At 72.8% G+C, this 19,175-nt stretch carries 17 protein-coding genes; 11 read left to right on the top strand and 6 right to left on the bottom strand.

Features of this window, described 5'->3' with window-relative positions; translation table 11 throughout:
- Nucleotides 1-22 precede the first annotated feature (22 nt).
- Nucleotides 23-313 (top strand): Sec-independent protein translocase subunit TatA, encoded by a 291-nt coding sequence (gene tatA, locus ABZ919_RS04285; protein WP_361242599.1) that lies wholly within the window; start codon nucleotides 23-25, stop codon nucleotides 311-313.
- 292 nt (nucleotides 314-605) lie between these two features.
- Here the strand turns inward: tatA and ABZ919_RS04290 are convergent, their stop codons facing one another.
- Nucleotides 606-1,067: a DUF6114 domain-containing protein gene (locus ABZ919_RS04290; RefSeq protein WP_361242601.1), complete on the bottom strand. Its 462-nt coding sequence runs from the start codon at nucleotides 1,065-1,067 to the stop codon at nucleotides 606-608.
- A gap of 5 nt (nucleotides 1,068-1,072) precedes the next feature.
- Nucleotides 1,073-1,771 carry a DUF6230 family protein gene (locus ABZ919_RS04295; RefSeq protein ID WP_361242604.1) on the bottom strand — a complete coding sequence of 233 codons (699 nt, stop codon included), beginning with the start codon at nucleotides 1,769-1,771 and terminating at the stop codon, nucleotides 1,073-1,075.
- 624 nt (nucleotides 1,772-2,395) lie between these two features.
- Here ABZ919_RS04295 and ABZ919_RS04300 point away from each other — a divergent pair.
- Complete coding sequence (locus ABZ919_RS04300) at nucleotides 2,396-3,049, top strand: Tat pathway signal sequence domain protein (protein ID WP_361242607.1); 654 nt, start codon at nucleotides 2,396-2,398, stop codon at nucleotides 3,047-3,049.
- 31 nt (nucleotides 3,050-3,080) lie between these two features.
- Here ABZ919_RS04300 and ABZ919_RS04305 read toward each other — a convergent pair whose 3' ends face one another.
- Entirely contained in the window at nucleotides 3,081-3,950 is an 870-nt protein-coding gene (locus ABZ919_RS04305; RefSeq protein ID WP_361242610.1) for a lytic polysaccharide monooxygenase, read from the bottom strand.
- A 436-nt stretch (nucleotides 3,951-4,386) separates the two neighbouring features.
- Here ABZ919_RS04305 and ABZ919_RS04310 point away from each other — a divergent pair, with 436 nt between their 5' ends.
- Entirely contained in the window at nucleotides 4,387-5,034 is a 648-nt protein-coding gene (locus ABZ919_RS04310; RefSeq protein ID WP_361242613.1) for a ScbR family autoregulator-binding transcription factor, read from the top strand.
- Between the two features lie 22 nt (nucleotides 5,035-5,056).
- A complete protein-coding gene (locus tag ABZ919_RS04315) occupies nucleotides 5,057-6,268 on the top strand; it encodes a damage-control phosphatase ARMT1 family protein (protein WP_361242616.1) in 1,212 nt (403 codons plus the stop codon).
- On the opposite strand, the gene ABZ919_RS04320 is transcribed toward ABZ919_RS04315, so the two are convergent.
- Together ABZ919_RS04320 and ABZ919_RS04325 are read right to left on the bottom strand one after the other, a co-directional pair.
- Nucleotides 6,240-7,502, bottom strand: coding sequence for a cytochrome P450 (locus ABZ919_RS04320; protein WP_361242619.1), 1,263 nt, complete (start codon nucleotides 7,500-7,502; stop codon nucleotides 6,240-6,242). The two genes, ABZ919_RS04315 and ABZ919_RS04320, sit on opposite strands and share 29 nt — an antisense overlap.
- Nucleotides 7,499-8,335 carry an alpha/beta hydrolase gene (locus tag ABZ919_RS04325; protein WP_361242622.1) on the bottom strand — a complete coding sequence of 279 codons (837 nt, stop codon included), beginning with the start codon at nucleotides 8,333-8,335 and terminating at the stop codon, nucleotides 7,499-7,501. The genes ABZ919_RS04320 and ABZ919_RS04325 overlap by 4 nt, the downstream gene beginning before the upstream one ends.
- A gap of 210 nt (nucleotides 8,336-8,545) precedes the next feature.
- Between ABZ919_RS04325 and cyc2 the strand changes: the two genes are divergently transcribed.
- The 5 genes from cyc2 to ABZ919_RS04350 all read left to right on the top strand — a co-directional run bounded on the left by cyc2 (nucleotide 8,546) and on the right by ABZ919_RS04350 (nucleotide 16,104).
- Nucleotides 8,546-10,708, top strand: coding sequence for a germacradienol/geosmin synthase Cyc2 (gene cyc2, locus ABZ919_RS04330; RefSeq protein ID WP_361242625.1), 2,163 nt, complete (start codon nucleotides 8,546-8,548; stop codon nucleotides 10,706-10,708).
- A gap of 113 nt (nucleotides 10,709-10,821) precedes the next feature.
- On the top strand, nucleotides 10,822-12,696 hold the full coding sequence (gene phsA / locus ABZ919_RS04335) for an O-aminophenol oxidase PhsA (RefSeq protein WP_361242628.1): 1,875 nt from the start codon (nucleotides 10,822-10,824) through the stop codon (nucleotides 12,694-12,696).
- A 486-nt stretch (nucleotides 12,697-13,182) separates the two neighbouring features.
- Nucleotides 13,183-13,758 (top strand): PDZ domain-containing protein, encoded by a 576-nt coding sequence (locus tag ABZ919_RS04340; RefSeq protein ID WP_361242631.1) that lies wholly within the window; start codon nucleotides 13,183-13,185, stop codon nucleotides 13,756-13,758.
- Nucleotides 13,759-13,977: 219 nt separating this feature from the next.
- On the top strand, nucleotides 13,978-15,105 hold the full coding sequence (locus tag ABZ919_RS04345) for an aminopeptidase P family protein (RefSeq protein WP_361242634.1): 1,128 nt from the start codon (nucleotides 13,978-13,980) through the stop codon (nucleotides 15,103-15,105).
- Between the two features lie 63 nt (nucleotides 15,106-15,168).
- The gene (locus tag ABZ919_RS04350) at nucleotides 15,169-16,104 is read left to right on the top strand and encodes an aminoglycoside phosphotransferase family protein (protein WP_361242636.1); all 936 of its coding nucleotides are present in this window, start codon (nucleotides 15,169-15,171) and stop codon (nucleotides 16,102-16,104) included.
- A gap of 39 nt (nucleotides 16,105-16,143) precedes the next feature.
- Here ABZ919_RS04350 and treZ read toward each other — a convergent pair whose 3' ends face one another.
- Nucleotides 16,144-17,889 (bottom strand): malto-oligosyltrehalose trehalohydrolase, encoded by a 1,746-nt coding sequence (gene treZ / locus ABZ919_RS04355; RefSeq protein WP_361242639.1) that lies wholly within the window; start codon nucleotides 17,887-17,889, stop codon nucleotides 16,144-16,146.
- A gap of 191 nt (nucleotides 17,890-18,080) precedes the next feature.
- Between treZ and ABZ919_RS04360 the strand changes: the two genes are divergently transcribed.
- Both ABZ919_RS04360 and ABZ919_RS04365 read left to right on the top strand, forming a co-directional pair.
- Nucleotides 18,081-18,632, top strand: a complete 552-nt coding sequence (locus tag ABZ919_RS04360; RefSeq protein ID WP_361242642.1) for a DUF1707 and FHA domain-containing protein — start codon at nucleotides 18,081-18,083, stop codon at nucleotides 18,630-18,632.
- Nucleotides 18,633-18,737: 105 nt separating this feature from the next.
- Nucleotides 18,738-19,157 (top strand): SSI family serine proteinase inhibitor, encoded by a 420-nt coding sequence (locus ABZ919_RS04365; protein WP_361242645.1) that lies wholly within the window; start codon nucleotides 18,738-18,740, stop codon nucleotides 19,155-19,157.
- The last annotated feature ends 18 nt before the right edge of the window (nucleotides 19,158-19,175 follow it).

Genomic DNA, 19,175 nt, shown 5'->3' on the forward strand with positions numbered 1-19,175 from the left:
CATTCCCGAGAAGGGGGCGGTCGTGCTCCGCAACGGACTCGAGCCCTGGCACCTGTTGATCGTCGCCGTCGTGTTCCTCGTGCTGTTCGGTTCGCGGAAGCTCCCGGACACCGCGCGGGCGCTGGGCAAGTCCATGCGCATCCTCAAGAGCGAGGCGAAGGCGATGAAGGAGGAGAGCGGCGCACCGGGTGCCGCAGGCCCGCAGGTCGTGGAGCCGTCGCAGGTCATGTCGGCGAACGACGTCCGCACGGCGGACACCCGCACCGCGACGCAGGCGGCCGCAGCCGCGGAGCCGCCGGCGAGCGCGGTCTGACGGACAGGGCGACCGGCTGCCGGGGCGGCCGGTCACCGGCCCCGGCGCAGTGCTCGGTGAACCCGCAGCACCGCCCCCGACTTCACTCGGGCCGCCGGCCCACGGCCTCCGGGGGCTGCGGTGACGGCGGTGCACGCTCTGGCGTGGGCTGCGGTGACGGCGGTGCACGCTCTGGCGTGGGCTGCGGTGACGGCGGTGCACGGCCTCCCGGTGCCCGGCGACGGCGGCGTACGGTCCAGGGCTCTCAGGCGCGTACGGTCCAGGGCTCTCAGGCGCGTACGGTCCAGGGCTCTCAGGCGGCCAAGCCCTCCGCCCGCTCCGCCTCCTCCGCCGGTGCACGCGCCGCCGCCTTCGCCTGCTTCCGGCGCTTGCGGCGGCTCACGCGCGGCTCCTGGTCGGGGAGCCAGCCGAAGGCGAGGCAACTGCCGGTGACGCCCAGCAGGAGGCCGATGAAGAAACCGCCGAGGTTGGACGTCATCCAGCTGCCCAGGGACAGCAGGACGCCGGTGATGGAGTAGAAGAGCCGCTGGGCGGGATTGAAGAGGATCAACAGGCCCAGCAGCGCCATCAGTGTCGGCAGCAGGTAGCCGGCCACCCCCTGCATGCCGACGTGCATCACGACCTTCAGCGAGGCCTTCTCCGTCAGCAGGATCTCGCCGCCGGCCAGGGCGAGCAGCAGCCCGCCCCAGAACGGCCGACGGGCCCGCCATCCGCGGAAGGCGGCCCGCGCTCCCCGGTGTGGACGCTCGGCCACCGCGATCAGCAACCCGAGTCGCTGAAGCGGAGCTTGAGGCCGGGGAGCTTGAACACCCCCGCCGTGGTGGCGTAGTTGGTCTGCCGCAGGTTGGCGATGTGCACGGTGTCTGCCTGCTGGCTGAAGACGCCGATCGGACCCTTCACGCCCGCCTTGGTCAGCGTACTGGCGTCGTTGCCGATCTCGATGTTCTTGAACGCCGCGTCGCCGGACAGCTCCGAGGAGTCGGTGGTCAGATCGGTCGCCTTCACCTTGCTCGCACCGCTGCCCGCCGTGATCAGCAGGTTGGTGCCGCCGAGGTCGACGCTCTGGCAGAGGTGGTCGAGCGTGGCGCTCTTGATCGCGGAGGTCACCACGAGCTCCTGCCCGCCGGTGTCCCCGGCGTTCGGGCTTCCGTCCGCCATGTTGTCCAGGCCGCCGAACTGCTCGAAACCGGTTCCGTCGAGTTCGGTCGCGGTGACGGTGAACGGCATCCCGGAGATCGCGAACTGCACGCCCAGCGCCCCCTGTGCGGTGAGCACCGCGAGACCGGCGGCGGCGAGGGTGGCGGGCACCGCCATCACCGCGGCCCGGCGGGCCCGGACCCGGCCCCGTCTCCCGCCACCGGTGGCGGTCGCGGGGGTCTGCGGTGCCACGGACGGTGAACCGTTTCCTGGATTCTCGGGGGTGTTGCCGGCGGACGGGACGTCCGGGGACGAGGCCATGTCTGCTCCCATGTGCACGGATCAATGCGGGTCGGGCTTCAGTGGCGCGGTGTCCTGGCGCGGACAGCGACGGCCGCGTACGCCTCCTCGCCCCCCGGCGGAGCAAGGGCTTTCTCGTTACGCGGCAGTAGTTTCCGAGAAGTTACCGCCGGTTACATCGGAGGGTCAAGGGAGATGTGAAAAAAGGGTGTCGGATGTGCGCGAGCTGCGATCTCCCGTCGCAACTGGCCTGTCTGAACTTGACGTTGACGGCACATCAGGTCTACAACTTCCCTGCCTTCACGGATCCGTGGCGCCGGATCCGCCGAGCGGTACCGGCCGCGTCTCCCGGCCTCTCGACCGACCGCTCACCTCGGCTCGAAGAAACCGTTCACATCCCCGCGGTCGTACACGGTCCCTTCCCCCTGGGCCCGGCCGGCCGCCCCCGTGCCGGCCCGGCCGAAGGCCTTCCCCCGAGGTCTTCGGCCGGTGCCCGCACCGCCGCCGTCGCCGGTCCGCCGCGTACGGAGAAGGCGCGCGGTCCTGCGCCGGCGGCACCGCGCACCTCACCGCGCCACATCCACGGCGTCATCCGCCACCCCCCACCCACCTCATCCGGACCCCACCCAGGAAAGAGGCACCCGCATGCGTACGCGATCCCTCCTCGCCCTCGCGGGCACGGCCACCGCGCTCGCCCTCGCGATCGCCGCCCCCGCCTCCGCCGACGGCGGCGCCGTGCTCACCACCGGCGGCGCGGGCGGCACGGCCGTCGCCGCAGGCGACACCCTTACGGCGCCGCTGGCCTCCGGCACCTCCGCCACGCTCTACTCCAGCGCGACCGGCACGAGCGGCGTCAGCTGCAAGTCCTCCCAGTTCACCGCCACGGTCACCGGCAACCCGACCGCCCCCGGCACGGCCACCGAGTCCGTCACCGCGCACACCTTCGACAGCAGCTCCTGCACCAGCAACGTCATCGGCGTCCTCGGCGTCAGCAGCATCACGGTCGACAACCTGCCCTACACGGCGACCGTCGCCTCCGACGGCACCCTCACCGTCTCACCGGCCGGCGGCTCCATCATTCAGACCACGGTCAAGCTGCGCACCCTGCTGGGCTCCGTCACCTGCGTCTACCAGGCGCCCTCCCTGAACGGGAAGGCCGACAACACCGACAGCAGCATCAGCTTCTCCAACCAGCAGTTCACCAAGACGTCCGGCTCGTCGCTGTGCTTCTCCAGCGGTTACTTCACCGCCAAGTACGCACCCGTGACGGACGGCGGCGCGCCGGTCTCCGTCAACTGAGCCGGCGACCGCCTCGCAGCACCACCCGAGTTCACCGTCGCCGTAGACGCACGGCGAGGGCGGCGCCCCCGGTGAGCACCAGCACCGCGGCGGCGCCGCCCGCCACCACGGGCGCCGTGGGGCCCGAGCCCGCACGCGTGGCGTCCGCCACCGCTGCGCCGTCCCGCGTGCCGTTTGCGCCGCGGGCCGCGCGACCACCCACCGGGGGAGCCGAACTGGGCGCCGTGACCGGTGTCCCGGTGCTCGCCTTCCCCGCCCCCTTCTCCGCGAAGACCACGTCGGAACACGAGTAATAAGTGTCCGGCGTGCTGCTGTTCTGCCAGACGGTGTAGAGCACCTGACGCCCTGTGCGGTCCTTCGGCAGCGTCGCGTCGATGTGGTACGCCCCGTTCCGCAGCGCCGGATCGGTGACCTGCGCGAAGGGACGCTCCGGCAGTTCGGACCAGGTGAGCGGTTTCGCCGGGTCGTAGCCCGGCTTGGTGAGGTACAGCCTGAAGGTGCCCGTGTGCGCGATCGTCGAGGTGTACGTCATCGTCAGCCTCGCGCCGGGCGTCAGCCGGGTCGCCGGCCAGTCCGGCCGGGCCAGGTCCAGCCCCCGGTACGCCGGCAGGTTCCCGCTGCACAGCCGGCCGTCCGGAATCACCTGCCGGTCACGCCCGTTCACGCCTGCCACGCGCAGGTTGTCCCACGCGGTGAACGGAGCGCCGTTCGCCGCGATCGCCGCCCGGCAGGCCGCCGAGCGGGTGGCGTCGCCGCCCTGCGGGGAACAGGCGTAGACCCGGCTGACCGGATCCGTCGGGGCTCCGTGCGCCTGAGCAGACCCCGCCGCCCACGACAGGAGCAGAAGCGGGGCCGCGGCGACGGCCGCCGCGACGCTCGGGCGAGCGGTCATCCGAGTCATCCGGGACGTCTCCTCGGCGGGCGCGGGAACAGGGTCTGCCCCGTCAGGTACGGCGGAGGCGTTCCGTCTGTTCAGTCCGACCGGCGCATCGGCGATCCAGGGGGGCGTGAAGGGACCGACCGGTACGGACGTTTCGCGCCTCCTTCGAGACCCCGTTGAGGAGCCGGCCGTCGGCCTCGTATCGTGGCGATCATGGGTTCGGCGCCCGCCGCCCCGCGGCTGCCGAGAACAGCCGGGCACGGAAGGGGGGAACCGTTCTGGTCTCGTCGTTCACGGTCCGCCGAAGGGCCGTCCGAAGGCGGGTCCGCCGGTGACACGTGTCGTGAGGCCGGCCTGCACCCCGGACTCCCGCTGCTCTTCGGTGAGTTATCGTGTGCAAGGGGGCAAAAACAAACCGCATGTCCCGTTCGTTCAAGCCGCGAGGAGGGGTCCCAGGATGGCGAGGCAGTTACGCGCCGAGCAGACCAGGGCAACGATCATCACGGCCGCCGCCGATCTGTTCGACCGGCACGGCTACGAGTCCACGAGTCTGAGCGACATCGTCGCACACGCGAACGTCACCAAGGGGGCGCTGTACTTCCACTTCGCCGCCAAGGAGGACCTCGCCCACGCCATCCTCGAGCTCAACGCCCGGGCCGCACAAGCACTCGTCACCGAGGTCGACAGTCGCGGCTACTCCTCACTGGAGGCCCTGATGCGCACCACGTTCGGGATCGCCAGGCTCGCCGTTGAGGACCCGGTGCCGCGCGCCGCGCTCCGCCTCGCCACCGCCGACGTCGCCGTGCGCCCGCCGCTGCGGCACCCGTTCACCGAATGGCTGGAGTTCGCCACCCGGAAGTTCACCGCGGCCGTCCGGGAGGCGGATGTGCACGGCGATCTCGACGTCGGTGTCGTCGCGCACTCCCTGGTCTCCTTCTTCGTCGGCACCCGGGTCGCCGGCCGCTCGCTCGAACCGGTCGGACGGCTTCCGCGTCGGGTCGCCGAGATGTGGCACCTGCTCATCCGGGGCCTGGTCCCGGTGCACCGCCGCCCCCGCTACGTCACGCTCGCCACGCAGCTGGAGCGGGAGCTCAGAACCGCCTGACCCGCGCGATACGGTGACGGACATGCCCGACACCCCGTTCGCACCCGTGATCCTCGGCAACGAACCCGGCTCGTTCCCGCACGGCGTGCTGGCCGAGCGGCACCCCGCGATCATCGGCCGGGTACGGAACGCCCTCCCGTACGGCCCCGAGCAGCACCGGGCGCTGGACGCACTGCTGAGGAGCTGCACGGAAGGGACGGTCGAGCCGCTCCCCGCCGATGCCCCGGACCGGGACCGGTGGCAGGAGTGGGGCCTCGCCGGCTACGCCGGGCGCTCCTGGTACGACGTGCCGTGGCTGTGGTCCGAGAGCTACTTCTACCGCCGGCTGCTCGACACCGTCGGCTGGTTCGGCCCCGGTCCGTGGCAGGGCATCGACCCCTTCCGTCCGTTCAAGCGCGCCGAACTCGACGCACCGGAGACGGACGAGGAACTGGCAGCGCTGGACGCCCTTTCCGATCTGCCGGAGCGGCAGCGGGCGCGCGCCCTGCTGCACGGCTCGCTGTGGGGCAACCGCGCCGACCTCGGCTTCAGGCTGTCCGCCGAGGGCGCCGAGGCCCGGGACCCGGCCCCCGCACTGGTCGCCGACGACAGCGCGGCCCTGTGGTCGCTGCTGCCGCCCGACGGCACCGCCACCCTCGTCCTGGTCGCGGACAACGCGGGCCGTGAACTCGTACCGGACCTGCTGCTGATCGCCCATCTCCTCGCCGAGGGCCGGGCCGCACGAGCGGTGCTGCACGTCAAGCCGCACCCGTACTACGTCTCCGACGCCACGACCGCCGACGTCGTCGACGCGCTGCACCGGCTGCGCGCCGCATCCGGCGCGGCCGCCGGGCACGCGCGCGTGCTGTGGTCGGCGATGGCCGACGGCCGCCTCACCGTACGGGCCCATCCCTTCTCCTGCGCTCCGCTGCCGTATGCGGAGATGCCCGACGACCTGCGCGCCGAGTTCGCCGCGGCCACGCTGACCGTCTTCAAGGGCGACCTCAACTACCGGCGTCTGGTCGGCGACCGGCTGTGGCCGCCGACCACTTCGTTCCAGGAGGCGGCCGGCTACTTCCCCGGCCCCGTCGCCACGCTGCGCACCCTGAAGTCGGACGTGATCACCGGACTGTCCGCGGCGACCGAGGCCGCGCTGGTGGCGGCCGAGGACCACCGCTGGCGCACCAGCGGCACGCACGCGCTGATCCAGGTCTGCGGGACGGACGTCAAACGATCTCCCACCGCAGCGACTTGATGCCGTTGATGAAGTTCGACACGAGCCGTCGGGTGGGTGCGGCAGGCCTCGCCTCGGGGAGCGCGCGCAGCACCTCCTCGTGGAGCAGTCGTAGTTGCAGCCGCGCGAAGTGCGCGCCCAGGCAGACGTGCGGGCCGTCGCCGAAGGACACGTGCGGGTTGGGGGAACGGGCGAGGTCGAGCCTGCCGGGATCGGTGAAGACCCGCTCGTCCCGGTTGGCCGAGGCGTGGAAGACCACGACCTTGTCACCGGCCCGGATCCGCCGCCCCGCCAGCTCGGTGTCCCGTACCGCAGTGCGGCGGAAGGTCAGCACCGGCGGATGCCAGCGCAGCAACTCCTCGATGGCCAGGGGTAGTTGCGCTCTGCCGGCACGCAACGACGCATACGCCTGCGGGTGCTCCGCCAGCGCCAGCAGCCCGCCGGGCGCGGCGCTGCGCACCGTGTCGTTGCCCGCGACGGTCAGCAGGAAGAAGAACATCTCCAGTTCTCCTTCGGCGAGTTCGGTGTCACAGGCCAGCGTGGTCATGACGTCGTCCGCCGGGTGGTCCCGTTTGTGGGCGGCCAGCTGCCGGGCGTAGGCGAACATGTCCTTCAGCATCGCCGGGGAGCGCGGATCGACCGGCCTGCCCTTCCCGTCCAGCACCGCGGGACCGGCCTCGTCCGGGTCCTGGTACCCGATGACCCCTTGCGTCCAGTGCAGCAGCAGCCGCCGGTCGCTCTCCGGAACGCCCAGCAGATCCGCCAGGTTGAGCAGGGAGTACTCGTCGGTGACGGAGGCCACCAGATCGACCGTGCCGTCGCCCTCCCGGGCCTCGCGCAGCGCCCCCGCCAGCAGAGTGCGCGCCCGCTCACGGGCGACGCCCGCGAACCGGTCGACCCGGCCCGGCGTGAACGCCCGGCTGACCCTCCGCCGCAAACGGCCGTGCCCGGGCGGGTCCTGGTTCAGCATCATCCGGCGGATGAACGGAAGGTCCTCCGGATCGGGGTCGCGGATCTGGGTCGCGCCGAGGTACGAGGAGAACGTCGTCGCGTCCTTGAGGACCCGCACGACGTCCGCGTGCCGGGTAACCGCCCAGAACCCCGGCCCGGCCGGCCAGCCCAGCACCTGCGGCTCGTCCTGCCAGGCGACCGGACGACGGTCGCGCAGCAGCCGGTAGTCGTCGTACGGCACACCGACCGCGTACCGGCGCGGATCGAACACGTCGGGAACCGGCGGGACCTCGCGCACACTCACGCAGGCTCGCTCTCGCCGGCCACCGCCAGGGCGCCCTCCGGGGCCACGGCGCCCCCCGGGTGCCCGGGGTCGGCCCGCAGGAAGTCCTCGACCACGCGGATCAGTTCCAGCGGGCACTCGTCCATGGCGTAGTGCCCGGCGAACGGCAGCGCCACCAGTTGCGCATGCGGAAACCACGCCATCCAGGTCTGCCGCATGACCTCGGGCGGCAGTGCCGGGTCCAGCTCGCCCGCCACGGCCAGGGCGGGCACCGCGGCGCCCTCGACGTCGGAGTGGAAGTCCTCGCCCGCCCAGGAGTCCAGCCAGGCCCGGAACGCCTCGGCGTCGCTGCGCGCCAGCGAGCGGGCCACCATACGGTCCAGCCAGGCGGCCGGACGCCGGCCCCCGGTGGTGAAGTCGATGATCGCGCGCCGGTTCTCCGGCCGGTACGCGGCGTCCGTGAAGAGCGTGGCCTGTTCGCCGGCCAGCGGCAACCCGGAGGCCGGCACGGGGGAGACCCCGACCAGCCGGCGCAGCCGGTGCGGGGCCACGGCCGCCAGCCGCTGGGCCACCGCACCGCCCATCGAGTGCCCGATCACCGAGAACCGCTCCCAGCCCAGCCGGTCGGCCAGCCCCACCAGGTCGGCGGCCGCCTCGGCCGTCGTGTACGCGCCCGCGGCGTCCCGGGCCTCGCCGTAGCCGCGCAGGTCGACGAGGGCGTAACTGAAGGAGGCGCGGTCCAGATCCGGCAGGACGGCGGCGTAGGCGGACCGGTCGGCGAACCAGCCGTGCACGGCGAACACCTTGTGGGCGCCGTCGCCGTGCACCTCATGGGGCAGCACAAAGGAGGTCATGCGCCCACCGTGGCCCGCACCCGCGGGAACGGCAAGGGCCCGGACGGGGCGCGGCGGGCGGACGTCCCGTTGGGTGCCGTAGCCGACCCGCGCCTGCGGAAGAGGAGGGGCGACGGCCGGAGTTCCGTGATTCAAGGGCGGTTCACGCGATGGTGTGATCATGTTCCTCGCGGTGGATGGGGGCCGGAGGCCGCGGGTAGGGCCCCGGCCATGACGCAGCCGTTCGAACTCCCGCACTTCTACATGCCGTATCCCGCGCGGCTCAACCCGCACCTCGACGAGGCGCGCGCCCACTCGACCGGGTGGGCGCGCGAGATGGGCATGCTGGAAGGCTCCGGTATCTGGGAGCAGGCCGACCTGGAGGCGCACGACTACGGACTCCTGTGCGCCTACACCCACCCCGACTGCGACGGACCCGCCCTCTCGCTGATCACCGACTGGTACGTGTGGGTGTTCTTCTTCGACGACCACTTCCTCGACATGTACAAGCGCACCCCGGACCGTGCCGCCGGAAAGGCACACCTGGACCGCCTGCCGCTGTTCATGCCGCTCGACCCGTCGACGCCCGTGCCCGAGCCGGAGAACCCCGTCGAGGCAGGCCTGAAGGACCTGTGGGCGCGTACGGTGCCCTCGATGTCCGCGGACTGGCGCCGCCGTTTCTCCGTGGCCACCGAGCACCTGCTCAACGAGTCGATGTGGGAGCTGTCGAACATCAACGAGGGGCGGATCGCCAACCCCGTCGAGTACATCGAGATGCGCCGCAAGGTGGGCGGCGCCCCCTGGTCGGCCGGGCTCGTGGAGTACGCGACCGCCGAGGTGCCCGCCGCCGTCGCCGGCACCCGGCCGCTGCGGGTCCTGATGGAGACCTTCGCCGACGCCGTCCACCTGCGCAACGACCTGTTCTCCTACCAGCGCGAGGTCGAGGACGAGGGCGAGAACAGCAACGGCGTGCTCGTCCTGGAGGCCTTCTTCGGCTGTACGACCCAGGAGGCCGCCGAGACCGTCAACGACATCCTCACCTCGCGCCTGCACCAGTTCGAGCACACCGCGCTCACCGAAGTCCCCGCCGTCGCCCTGGAGAAGGGCCTCACTCCGGCCGAGGCCACCGCGATCGCCGCCTACGCCAAGGGACTTCAGGACTGGCAGTCCGGCGGCCACGAATGGCACATGCGCTCCAGCCGTTACATGAACAAGGGCGCGCGCGGCGGCTCACCCTGGCAGCTGCTGAGCGGTCCCGGCACCTCGGCGGCCGATGTCGGCGCTCTCCTCGCCGCGGCCGCCCAGGAGCGCCTGCGCGCCTACACGCATGTGCCCTACCAGAAGGTCGGCCCCTGCGTCCTGCCCGAGTTCCGGATGCCCTACCGGCTGGAGCTGAGCCCGCACCTCGACGACGCCCGCCGCAACCTCGTCGCCTGGTCGCACCGCACGGGCATCCTGGAGGAGGGCATCTGGGACGAGGACAAACTGGCCGCCTACGACCTCGCGCTGTGCTCCGCCGGACTGGATCCGGACGCCACCCCGCAGGCCCTCGACCTCAGCGCCCAGTGGCTCGCCTGGGGGACGTACGGCGACGACTTCTACCCGCTGGTGTACGGCCACCGCCGGGATCTCGCCGCCGCCCGCCTCACCACGGCCCGACTGTCGCAGTGCATGCCCGTCGAGGGCGAGCCGGCCCTCGTCCCGGCCAACGCGATGGAGCGGGGGCTGCTCGACCTGTGGGCGCGGACGACGGCGGCCATGGCCCCCGAGGAGCGGCGCACGCTGAAGGCCGCCGTGGACGCGATGACCGAGAGCTGGGTGTGGGAGCTGTCCAACCAGCTGCAGAACCGCGTCCCCGACCCGGTCGACTACCTGGAGATGCGGCGGTCCACCTTCGGCTCCGACCTCACCCTGAGCCTGTGCCGGATGGGCCAGAGCCCCGCCGTCCCGCCGGAGGTGTACCGCAGCGGCCCGGTGCGCTCGCTGGAGAACGCCGCGATCGACTACGCGTGCCTCCTCAACGACATCTTCTCGTACCAGAAGGAGATCGAGTACGAGGGCGAGATCCACAACGCCGTCCTGGTCGTGCAGAACTTCTTCGGCGTCGACTACCCGGCCGCGCTCCGCGTCGTACACGACCTGACGACCCAGCGCATGCAGCAGTTCGAGCATGTCGTCGAGCACGAACTGCCCGTTCTGCACGACGACTTCGCTCTGTCATCCGAGGCCCGGGCGGCCATGGACGCCCATGTCCTCGATCTGCAGAACTGGATGGCCGGCATCCTGAACTGGCACCGCAGCGTCGACCGCTACAAGGCCCAATGGCTCGGGAGGCGCTCGCACGGCTTCCTGCCGGACCGCGCGCCCGCCGTGCCGGCCCTGTCGCTCGGCTGACGGGCGCCGAATCTTCGCGTACGGAACCGGGCGTTCTGGGAACTTCGGTGAGTCCTCGGGAGTCTTGTGGAGTAAGGGGAACAACAGACCGCGAACACACGGGGGTGTTCGATTTGACCGAGATCGTCGACAGGCTCACCGAAGCCAGCGCGGGGGACCAGGCTCCGGTGGCGGACGAACTGACGCCGTACTTAGCACCGTTGACCGTCCCGCCCGTCCTGCGCCCGGCCTCCGCGGACGTTCTGCGGGAGACCGAGGTCGCCCTGCGCCCGACCTGGGTGCGCCTCCACCCACAGCTGCCGCCGACCCTGATGTGGGGGTACGACGGCCATGTGCCGGGCCCGACCCTCGAGGTGCGGCGCGGACAGCGGGTCCGCATCGCCTGGACCAACCGCATACCGAAGGACAGCGAGTACCCGGTCACCTCGGTCGAGGTGCCCGTCCGCGCGCCCGGCACTCCACCCGCCACCACCGAGCCCGGCCGGGAGGGCGTGGAGCCGAACAAGGACGTCGCCGCCCTGCCCGCCTGGACCGTGACCCATCTGCACGGCGCCCAGACCGGCGGCGGCAACGACGGCTGGGCGGACAACGCCGTCGGCTACGGCGACGCCCAGCTGTCGGAGTATCCCAACGACCACCAGGCGGTGCAGTGGTGGTACCACGACCACGCCATGAACATCACGCGGTGGAACGTGATGTCGGGTCTGTACGGCACCTACCTCGTCCGTGACGACGAGGAGGACGCCCTCCACCTGCCGTCCGGAGAGCGGGAGATCCCGCTGCTCATCGCCGACCGCAACCTCGACACCGACGAGGACGGCCGCCTCAACGGCCGTCTGCTGCACAAGACCGTGATCGTGCAGCAGCGCAACCCGGAGACCGGAAAACCGGTCGCGATCCCCTTCACCGGCCCGTACACCACGGTCAACGGCCGCATCTGGCCCTATGCCGAGGTGGATGCCGCCTGGTACCGCTTCCGGCTGGTCAACGCCTCCAACGCGCGCATCTTCGAGCTGGCCCTGATCGACGAGGACGGCAACCCGGTGCCGGGGGTCGTGCACCAGATCGGCAGCGACGGCGGGCTGCTGCCGCGCCCCGTGCCGATCGACTTCGACGCGGACCTGCCCACGCTGACCGCCGCCCCCGCCGAACGCTTCGACCTGCTGGTCGACTTCCGCGCGCTGGCGGGCCGCACCCTGCGGCTGGTGAACAAGGGCCCCAACCGGCCGGCGGGCGTGCCCGACCCCGCCGGTGACGTGCGCTACCCCGCCGTCCTGGAGTTCCGGGTCCGCGAGACCTGTGCGGAGGACACCTTCGAACTGCCCGAGGTGCTCTCCGGCTCCTTCCGCCGCCTCACCCACGACCTCCCGCACAACCACCGGCTGGTCCTGCTCACCCCGCCCGCCACCAAGGGCGCCGGCGGTCACCCGGAGATATGGGAGCTGACCGAGGTCGAGGACCTGGGCGGCCTGCAGCTCCCGGCGGACGGCATCGTGCAGGTCACCGGAGCCGACGGCACCACGAAGACGTACCGGCGCACGTCCCGGACGTTCAACGACGCACTCGGCTTCACCATCCCCGAGGGCGGCTACGAGCAGTGGAGCTTCCTCAACCTGGCGCCCATCGTCCACCCCATGCACATCCACCTGGCCGACTTCCAGCTGCTCGGCCGGGACGCCTACGACGTCTCCGGGTTCGACCCGGCCGTCGGCGGCACCCGCACACCGCTGCGGTACGACGCCGGCCGGGCCGTCCCCCTCGCCCCCAACGAGCGGGGCAACAAGGACGTCTTCCGGGTGCTGGGCAGTCAGATGGTGCGGGTCATGGGCCGCTTCGACGGGGCGTACGGGCGGTTCATGTACCACTGCCACCTGCTGGAGCACGAGGACATGGGCATGATGCGGCCGTTCGTGGTCATGCCCGCGGAGGCCCTGAAGTTCGACCACGGCGGCGCGCACGGCGGCCACGGCGAGGGCCACACGGGCTGAGCCCGGAAGGCGGAAGGTCCGGGGCCCGATCGCCCGGCGGGCGGCGGGAGTCACGCCGGCCGGGCGAGCCCGGACTCTGTGTGCCACCCCGCCGCCCCGGTCCTCGCCGTCGTGCCGCCGGCAGACGGCAGGCTGCGCGTACCCACACGTGAGGTGCCCGCCCGCGGCGGCGGAGGACAGGGGGATCCGCGGCCCTGGCGGCCATGGGCCCCGCGGCCCCGACGGCTCCGGGGCCCGCGGCCGGTGGGGCAGGCATCACGGGATCCACGGCCCCGCGGGCACGGGACGCGCGGCCCCGGTGGGCACGGGAGGCCGGCCTGGGCGTACCGGTCCTGCGGCCGAGGTGGGCGCGCCCCCCGAGGACGTGTCGGATCGTCGGCCGACACCTCATGGCTACCCTCCGCCGCCCTCCCGCCAGTCTCACTCCTTCGTGTCTCGTCACGGCCCGGCGCCCGGGGTAGAGCACCAGCCGGAGGCGAGCGAACCATGGAACAGACTGCGTTGCGTCCCAAACCGATGCCCGGGCAGGACCGGCGGGAGGACGCCACACCCTGCCCGGCAAGCCGTCCGCACGCCGTGCGCCGGCGCGGACGGCGACTGCGGACCCTGCTGTTCGGCGTGTGCGCCGGCACCCTGCTGATGCTGTCCGGCGTCGGTATCGGCACGGTCGGCGCCACGGTCATCGGCATGAGCAGGCTCGCCGAGCTGCAACGCCAGGCCCACCCGGCCGCACCGCCGGCCAGGGCGACACCCGCCGCCGGCCCGACCCCCGCCCCGGCCGCCCCGGCCGGCGCGACGGGAGCAACCCTCGGCGTCGAGGCCGTCGACGCCGAGAAGGCGGGCGCACTGGTCGTGGGGGTGCACGTGCCCGGCCCCGGGTACGCCGCCGGCCTGGTCCGCGGGGACGTCCTGGTGCAGTTCGGCTCCACCCGTGTGGACACCGCGGCCGGCCTCGCCAGGGCCGTCGCCCGGGCCCGGCCCGGGAAGGCGCTGCTCCTCACCGTGCGTCACCGCAGCGGCGGCTACCAGCAGTTGACGGTCGTACCGGGCGTGGTGACCTGAGCGGAGGCCGGCGCCGCGGCCCGCACCTTCCCGACACCCCGGGAATCCCGCTGGTCACCTTCCGCCCCGCGCGCCATGATGGCCCCATGCCGAGTTCCTTCCGCGCCGACCGAGCCCTGCGGGGGGCGGCGGCGACCGGCTCGCGTGACCCTGTCCGGCCGGGCAGGATGCTGCCCGAGACTCCGTCGCCCCTTTCCCCGCCCGCACCCGGAGGCCCGGATGACCGGTAGTACGCCCGCGACCTTCACCGCCGCCGACTACAGGGCCCGTAGGGAGCGTGCCGTGCGTTCCGCGGCCGACGCCGGCCTCGCCGGGCTGCTCGTGACGCCGGGGCCGGACATGGTCTGGCTCACCGGTTACACACCGACCGCCGTCACCGAACGGCTCACCCTGCTGGTCCTCGTCCCCGCTCACGACCCCGTGCTCGTCGTCCCGGCCCTGGAGGCCCGCGACGCCGAGCACGCGGCCGGGGCGTCCGAGCTCAGCCTGCGCGACTGGACGGACGGCAAGGACCCGTACGCCCTCACCGCCGCCCTCCTCGACGGCCACGGCCGGTACGGCATCAGCGACAACACCTGGGCCATGCACCTGCTGGGCCTGCAGCGGACCCTGCCCGGCACCTCCTACGCCTCTCTCACCGACGCCCTCCCCATGCTGCGCGCCGTCAAGGACGCCGCAGAACTGGAACTCCTCGCCGCCGCCGGAGCGGCTGCCGACGCAACGTTCGAGGAGATCCGCAAGGTCCCCTTCGCGGGCCGCCGCGAGTCCGACGTCGGCCACGACCTCGCCGGCCTGCTGCGCCGCTTCGGCCACTCCCAGGTGGACTTCACCATCGTCGGTTCGGGCCCCAACGGGGCCAATCCGCACCACGAGGTCGGCGACCGCGTCATCCAGCACGGCGACATGGTCGTCCTGGACTTCGGCGGCCTGAAGGACGGCTACGGCTCCGACACCACCCGCACCGTCCACGTGGGTGAGCCCACCGAGGAGGAGCGCCGGGTGCACGACGTCGTGCGCGAGGCCCAGGAAGCGGGCTACCGGGCCGTACGGCCCGGGGCAGCCTGCCAGGACGTCGACCGCGCCGCCCGCGCGGTGATCACCGAAGCCGGGTACGGCGAGTACTTCATCCACCGCACCGGGCACGGCATCGGCGTCACCACGCACGAGCCGCCGTACATGATCGAGGGCGAGGAACAGCCCCTCGTGCCCGGCATGTGTTTCTCCGTCGAGCCCGGCATCTACCTGCCCGGCCGCTTCGGGGTGCGCATCGAGGACATCGTCACGGTGACCGCCGACGGCGGCCGCCGATTCAACACCACCACGCGTGACATGGTCATAGTGGACTGATCGACCCACCGAGCCCCAGGAGACACCTCCTCGACGACCCCCCGGAACGGCGACGCGCGATCCATGACCCAGGCACCGACACCCACCGTGGACACGGTCCGCAGGCTGGTCCGTACCCTTCTCGAGGAGAGCCCCGACGGCACCGGTGGCCCCGAGGTCCGGCCCGTCCGCGAGGGCCACGCGCACACCTGGTGGGTCGGCGCCCGCCATGTGCTGCGCCTCGCGCCCGACCGTGAGGCCTCCACTGCCCGCCGCCGGGAGCTGCGCCTGCGCGACCTGGTCCGCCCGCACGTGCCCGTCGCGGTCCCCACCAGCGTCGCGCACGGCGACTGGGCGCCCGGCCTCGCCTACACCCTGGACACCAAGGTGCCCGGCGGCACGGCCGACGAGCACGACGTCTCCGCCGTCGGCGAGGCCGATCTCGCCGGTCTGCTCACGGGGCTGCGTGCGGTGCCGGTACGGCAGGTGGAGACGCTGGGCGCGCCGCGCGCGGCGCCGCGCTCGCTGGAGGCGCTGCGCCGCATGGCCGTGCACGCGGCCGAACGGCTGGCCTCGGCCGACGAGTTCGACGCCGCCCGGCTGCACCAGCTGACCCCGCCCGGCGCGGCCCAGCTCGCCGCACAGACCGCCACCGCCGTCCTCACCCACCACGGTCTGACCGGCGAGCACGTGGTGGTCAGTGCCGACGGCCGGGTGCGCGGCATCCTCGACTGGACCGCCGCGGCCCTCGGCGATCCCGCCGAGGACATCGCCGGCCTGGCCGTCGCCGTCGGCTCCCCGGCGGCCGTCCGCGCCGCCACCCTCGCCGGCTACGGCGCCCGCCCATGTCTGCGCGGCCTGTGGCTCGCCCGCTGCGACACCGTCATCCGTCTGACCGACCACCTCGACGGCCGCGCCCCCGGCGACCTGCTCCTGCTCCGCACCCAGCTGCGGCGCGCCTGGGAGCCGATCCTGCTGGAGCGGTTGACGGACTTCGAGGAGGACGAGTCGGAGTCGTAGCGGCCCCCGCCGGGCAGCCCGCGGCCGTGCTTCGGTCGCCTACGGCTGCGCCAGCACCACGCAGGACTCGCCGGGCACCCGGAGGAGCCCGTCCGGGCCCGGAAGCTCCACCGGCTCCCAGGCCGCCAGGACCACCGCCGGACGCGTGCCCAGCGGGATCGACGCCGGCTCCTTGCCGAGGTTCACCGCCACGCGTACGTCACCTCGCCTGAAGGCCAGCCAGCGGCCCTCTTCGTCGTACGCCACCTTGGTGTCGGCCAGGTCGGGGTCGGTGAGGTCCGGCTGCTCGCGCCGGAGCGTGATCAGCCGCCGGTACCAGGCGAGCACGCGCGCGTGCGGCTCGCGTTCCGGTTCCGACCAGTCCAGGCAGGACCGCTCCCGGGTCGCCGGGTCCTGCGGGTCCGGTACGTCCTCCTCGGCCCAGCCGTGCGCCGCGAACTCCCGCCGCCGGCCCCGCCGTACCGCCTCGGCGAGCTCGGGGTCGGTGTGGTCCGTGAAGAACTGCCAGGGCGTGCCCGCCGCCCATTCCTCGCCCATGAACAGCATCGGGGTGAACGGGGAGGCCAGTGTGAGCGTCGCCGCGCACGCCAGCAGGCCGGGGGAGAGGTGGGCGGCCAGCCGGTCGCCCTGGGCGCGGTTGCCGACCTGGTCGTGGGTCTGGCTGTAGCCGAGCAGCCGGTGGCCGGCCACCCGCGACCGGTCCAGCGGCCGGCCGTGGTGCCGGTCCCGGAAGCTGGAGTACGTGCCGTCGTGGAAGTAGCCGCCGGTCAGCGTCTTGGCGAGAGCGGCGAAGGGGGCGCGTGCGAAGTCCCCGTAGTAACCCTGCGTCTCACCGGTCAGCGCGGTGTGCAGGGCGTGGTGGAAGTCGTCGTTCCACTGCGCGTGCAGCCCCAGGCCGTGCTCCGCGCGCGGGGTGATGAACCGCGGGTCGTTCAGATCCGACTCGGCGATCAGGAACAGCGGCCGGCCCAGCTCCTCGGCCAGGGCGTCCACGGCCGCCGACAGCTCCTCCAGGAAGTGGCACGCGCGCGTGTCGTACAGCGCGTGCACGGCGTCCAGCCGCAGCCCGTCGACCCGGTAGTCCCGCAGCCAGGCCAGCGCGCTGCCGACCAGGAACGCGCGCACCTCGTCCGAGCCGGGCCCGTCCAGGTTCACCGCGGCGCCCCACGGCGTGTGGTGCGCTTCGGTGAAGTACGGCCCGAACAGCGGCAGATAGTTCCCGGACGGGCCCAAGTGGTTGTGCACGACGTCCAGGACGACACCCAGGCCCAGTTCGTGCGCCCGGTCCACGAACCGTTTCAGCGCCTCCGGGCCGCCGTACGGCTCGTGCACCGCCCACAGCGACACCCCCTCGTAACCCCAGCCGTGCCGTCCCGGGAACGGGCACACCGGCATCAACTGCACGTGGGTGACGCCCAGTTCCGCCAGGTGCTCCAGCCGGGCCGCCGCCGCGTCCAGGGTACCCTCGGCGGTGCAGGTCCCCACGTGCAGCTCGTACAGCACGGCACCCGGCAGCTGGCGCCCGGGCCACTCGGTGCGCCACGCGTAGCGCCCGTGGTCCACGACCGCGCTCAGGCCGTCCGGCCCGTCCGGCTGGCGGCGCGAGCGCGGGTCGGGCCGCACGGGCCCGTCGTCCAGCGCGAACCCGTACCGGGCGCCGTCTGCGGCCTCCGCCTCCGCCGTCCACCAGCCCGCGCGCTCCGGATCGCGCGCCAACGCGTGCGTGCCGCCCTCGCAATGGAGCGTCACTCGTTCCGCCTGCGGTGCCCACACCTCGAACTGCACGGACGGTTCCCCTTCGTCTGTGATGTCTCGCCTGCTCACCGTGATGTCCCGGGTCCCCATCGTGCCCGCCCGGACGATCAATCCGCTCTCGAATCCGCCCTTTCCCGGTGGGTGTCGCGGAAGTCCTCGCAGACAGGCGCCGATTCCCCGTTTTCTGGACACCCGGGGTTCACTGCCCGACAATCGCCTGCGTGACGTCGTCCTTCGAGTTCTCCACGTACCCCGCTCGGCTGTCCGACGCGGAGCGCGACAAGGCGCTGCGGGCGCTGCGTGACGGCGTCGCCATGGGCCGGCTCTCGCACGACACGTTCGTGCGCCGCATGGAGCTGGCACTGACCGCCCGCCGCGCCGACGAACTGGCCGCACTCGTCGCCGACCTGCCCAGCGAGAACCGTTTCTCCCGGGCGGTCCTCGGCACCGTCGAGGCCGTCTCCGGCTTCACGGTACGGCTGCGCCGGGCCTGGCAGGCCGAGCGGCTGCCCAAGCTGCTGCTGCCGCACCCCGCGCGCACCCACCCGCTGCGCATCGGCCGCGACCCCGCCAACGGGCTGCGCCTGAACCACGAGACGGTCTCCCGTGTGCACGCCGAGCTCAGCCGCCAGGGCGGCATGTGGGTGCTCAGGGACCTCGGCTCCACCAACGGCACCACCGTCAACGGCCGCCGGGTGATCGGCTCGGTCGTCGTCCGCGAGGGCGACCAGGTCACCTTCGGCAGGATGGCGTTCCGGCTCGCCACGGGCTGAACGGCGGCGGGTCCCGTCCGAGCGGGCGTCCGTCATGCGTGCGCGCCCTCCCGAACGGGTGATCCGGACTGCGGAACGCGGGTCGGCGTGCCGATGCAAGGGGGCATGACGTACATCACCAGAGCGACAGCGGTGGCCGGGACCCTGCTGGCGGCGGCCGGTCTCCTCGCGGCCCCGGCCCACGCCGCGTCGCGCCCCTCCCTCCCCCTCGCCGACAACTGGCTCTACCTCACCGTCACCCGCGGCGACGCCCAGGCCGACGACAAGCACGGCACGCTGCTGCTGTGCGACCCGCTGCCCCTGGGGTACGCGCGCGCGGCCGAGGCCTGTGCCGAACTCGAGGCCGCCGGCGGCGACATCGCGCGCATCCCGCAGAAGAAGGTCTTCTGCCCGATGATCTACGCCCCCGTGACCGTCCGCGCGCACGGGCAGTGGGACGGGCGTCCGGTGGACTTCCGGGAGACCTACTCCAGCAAGTGCGCCATGGACGCGCGGACCGGAGCGGTGTTCGCCGTCGACCACTGAACCCGGCGGCCGCACGAT

Origin of the sequence: Streptomyces sp. NPDC046759, from assembly GCF_040645475.1 — a bacterium.
Taxonomy (GTDB): Bacteria; Actinomycetota; Actinomycetes; order Streptomycetales; family Streptomycetaceae; genus Streptomyces.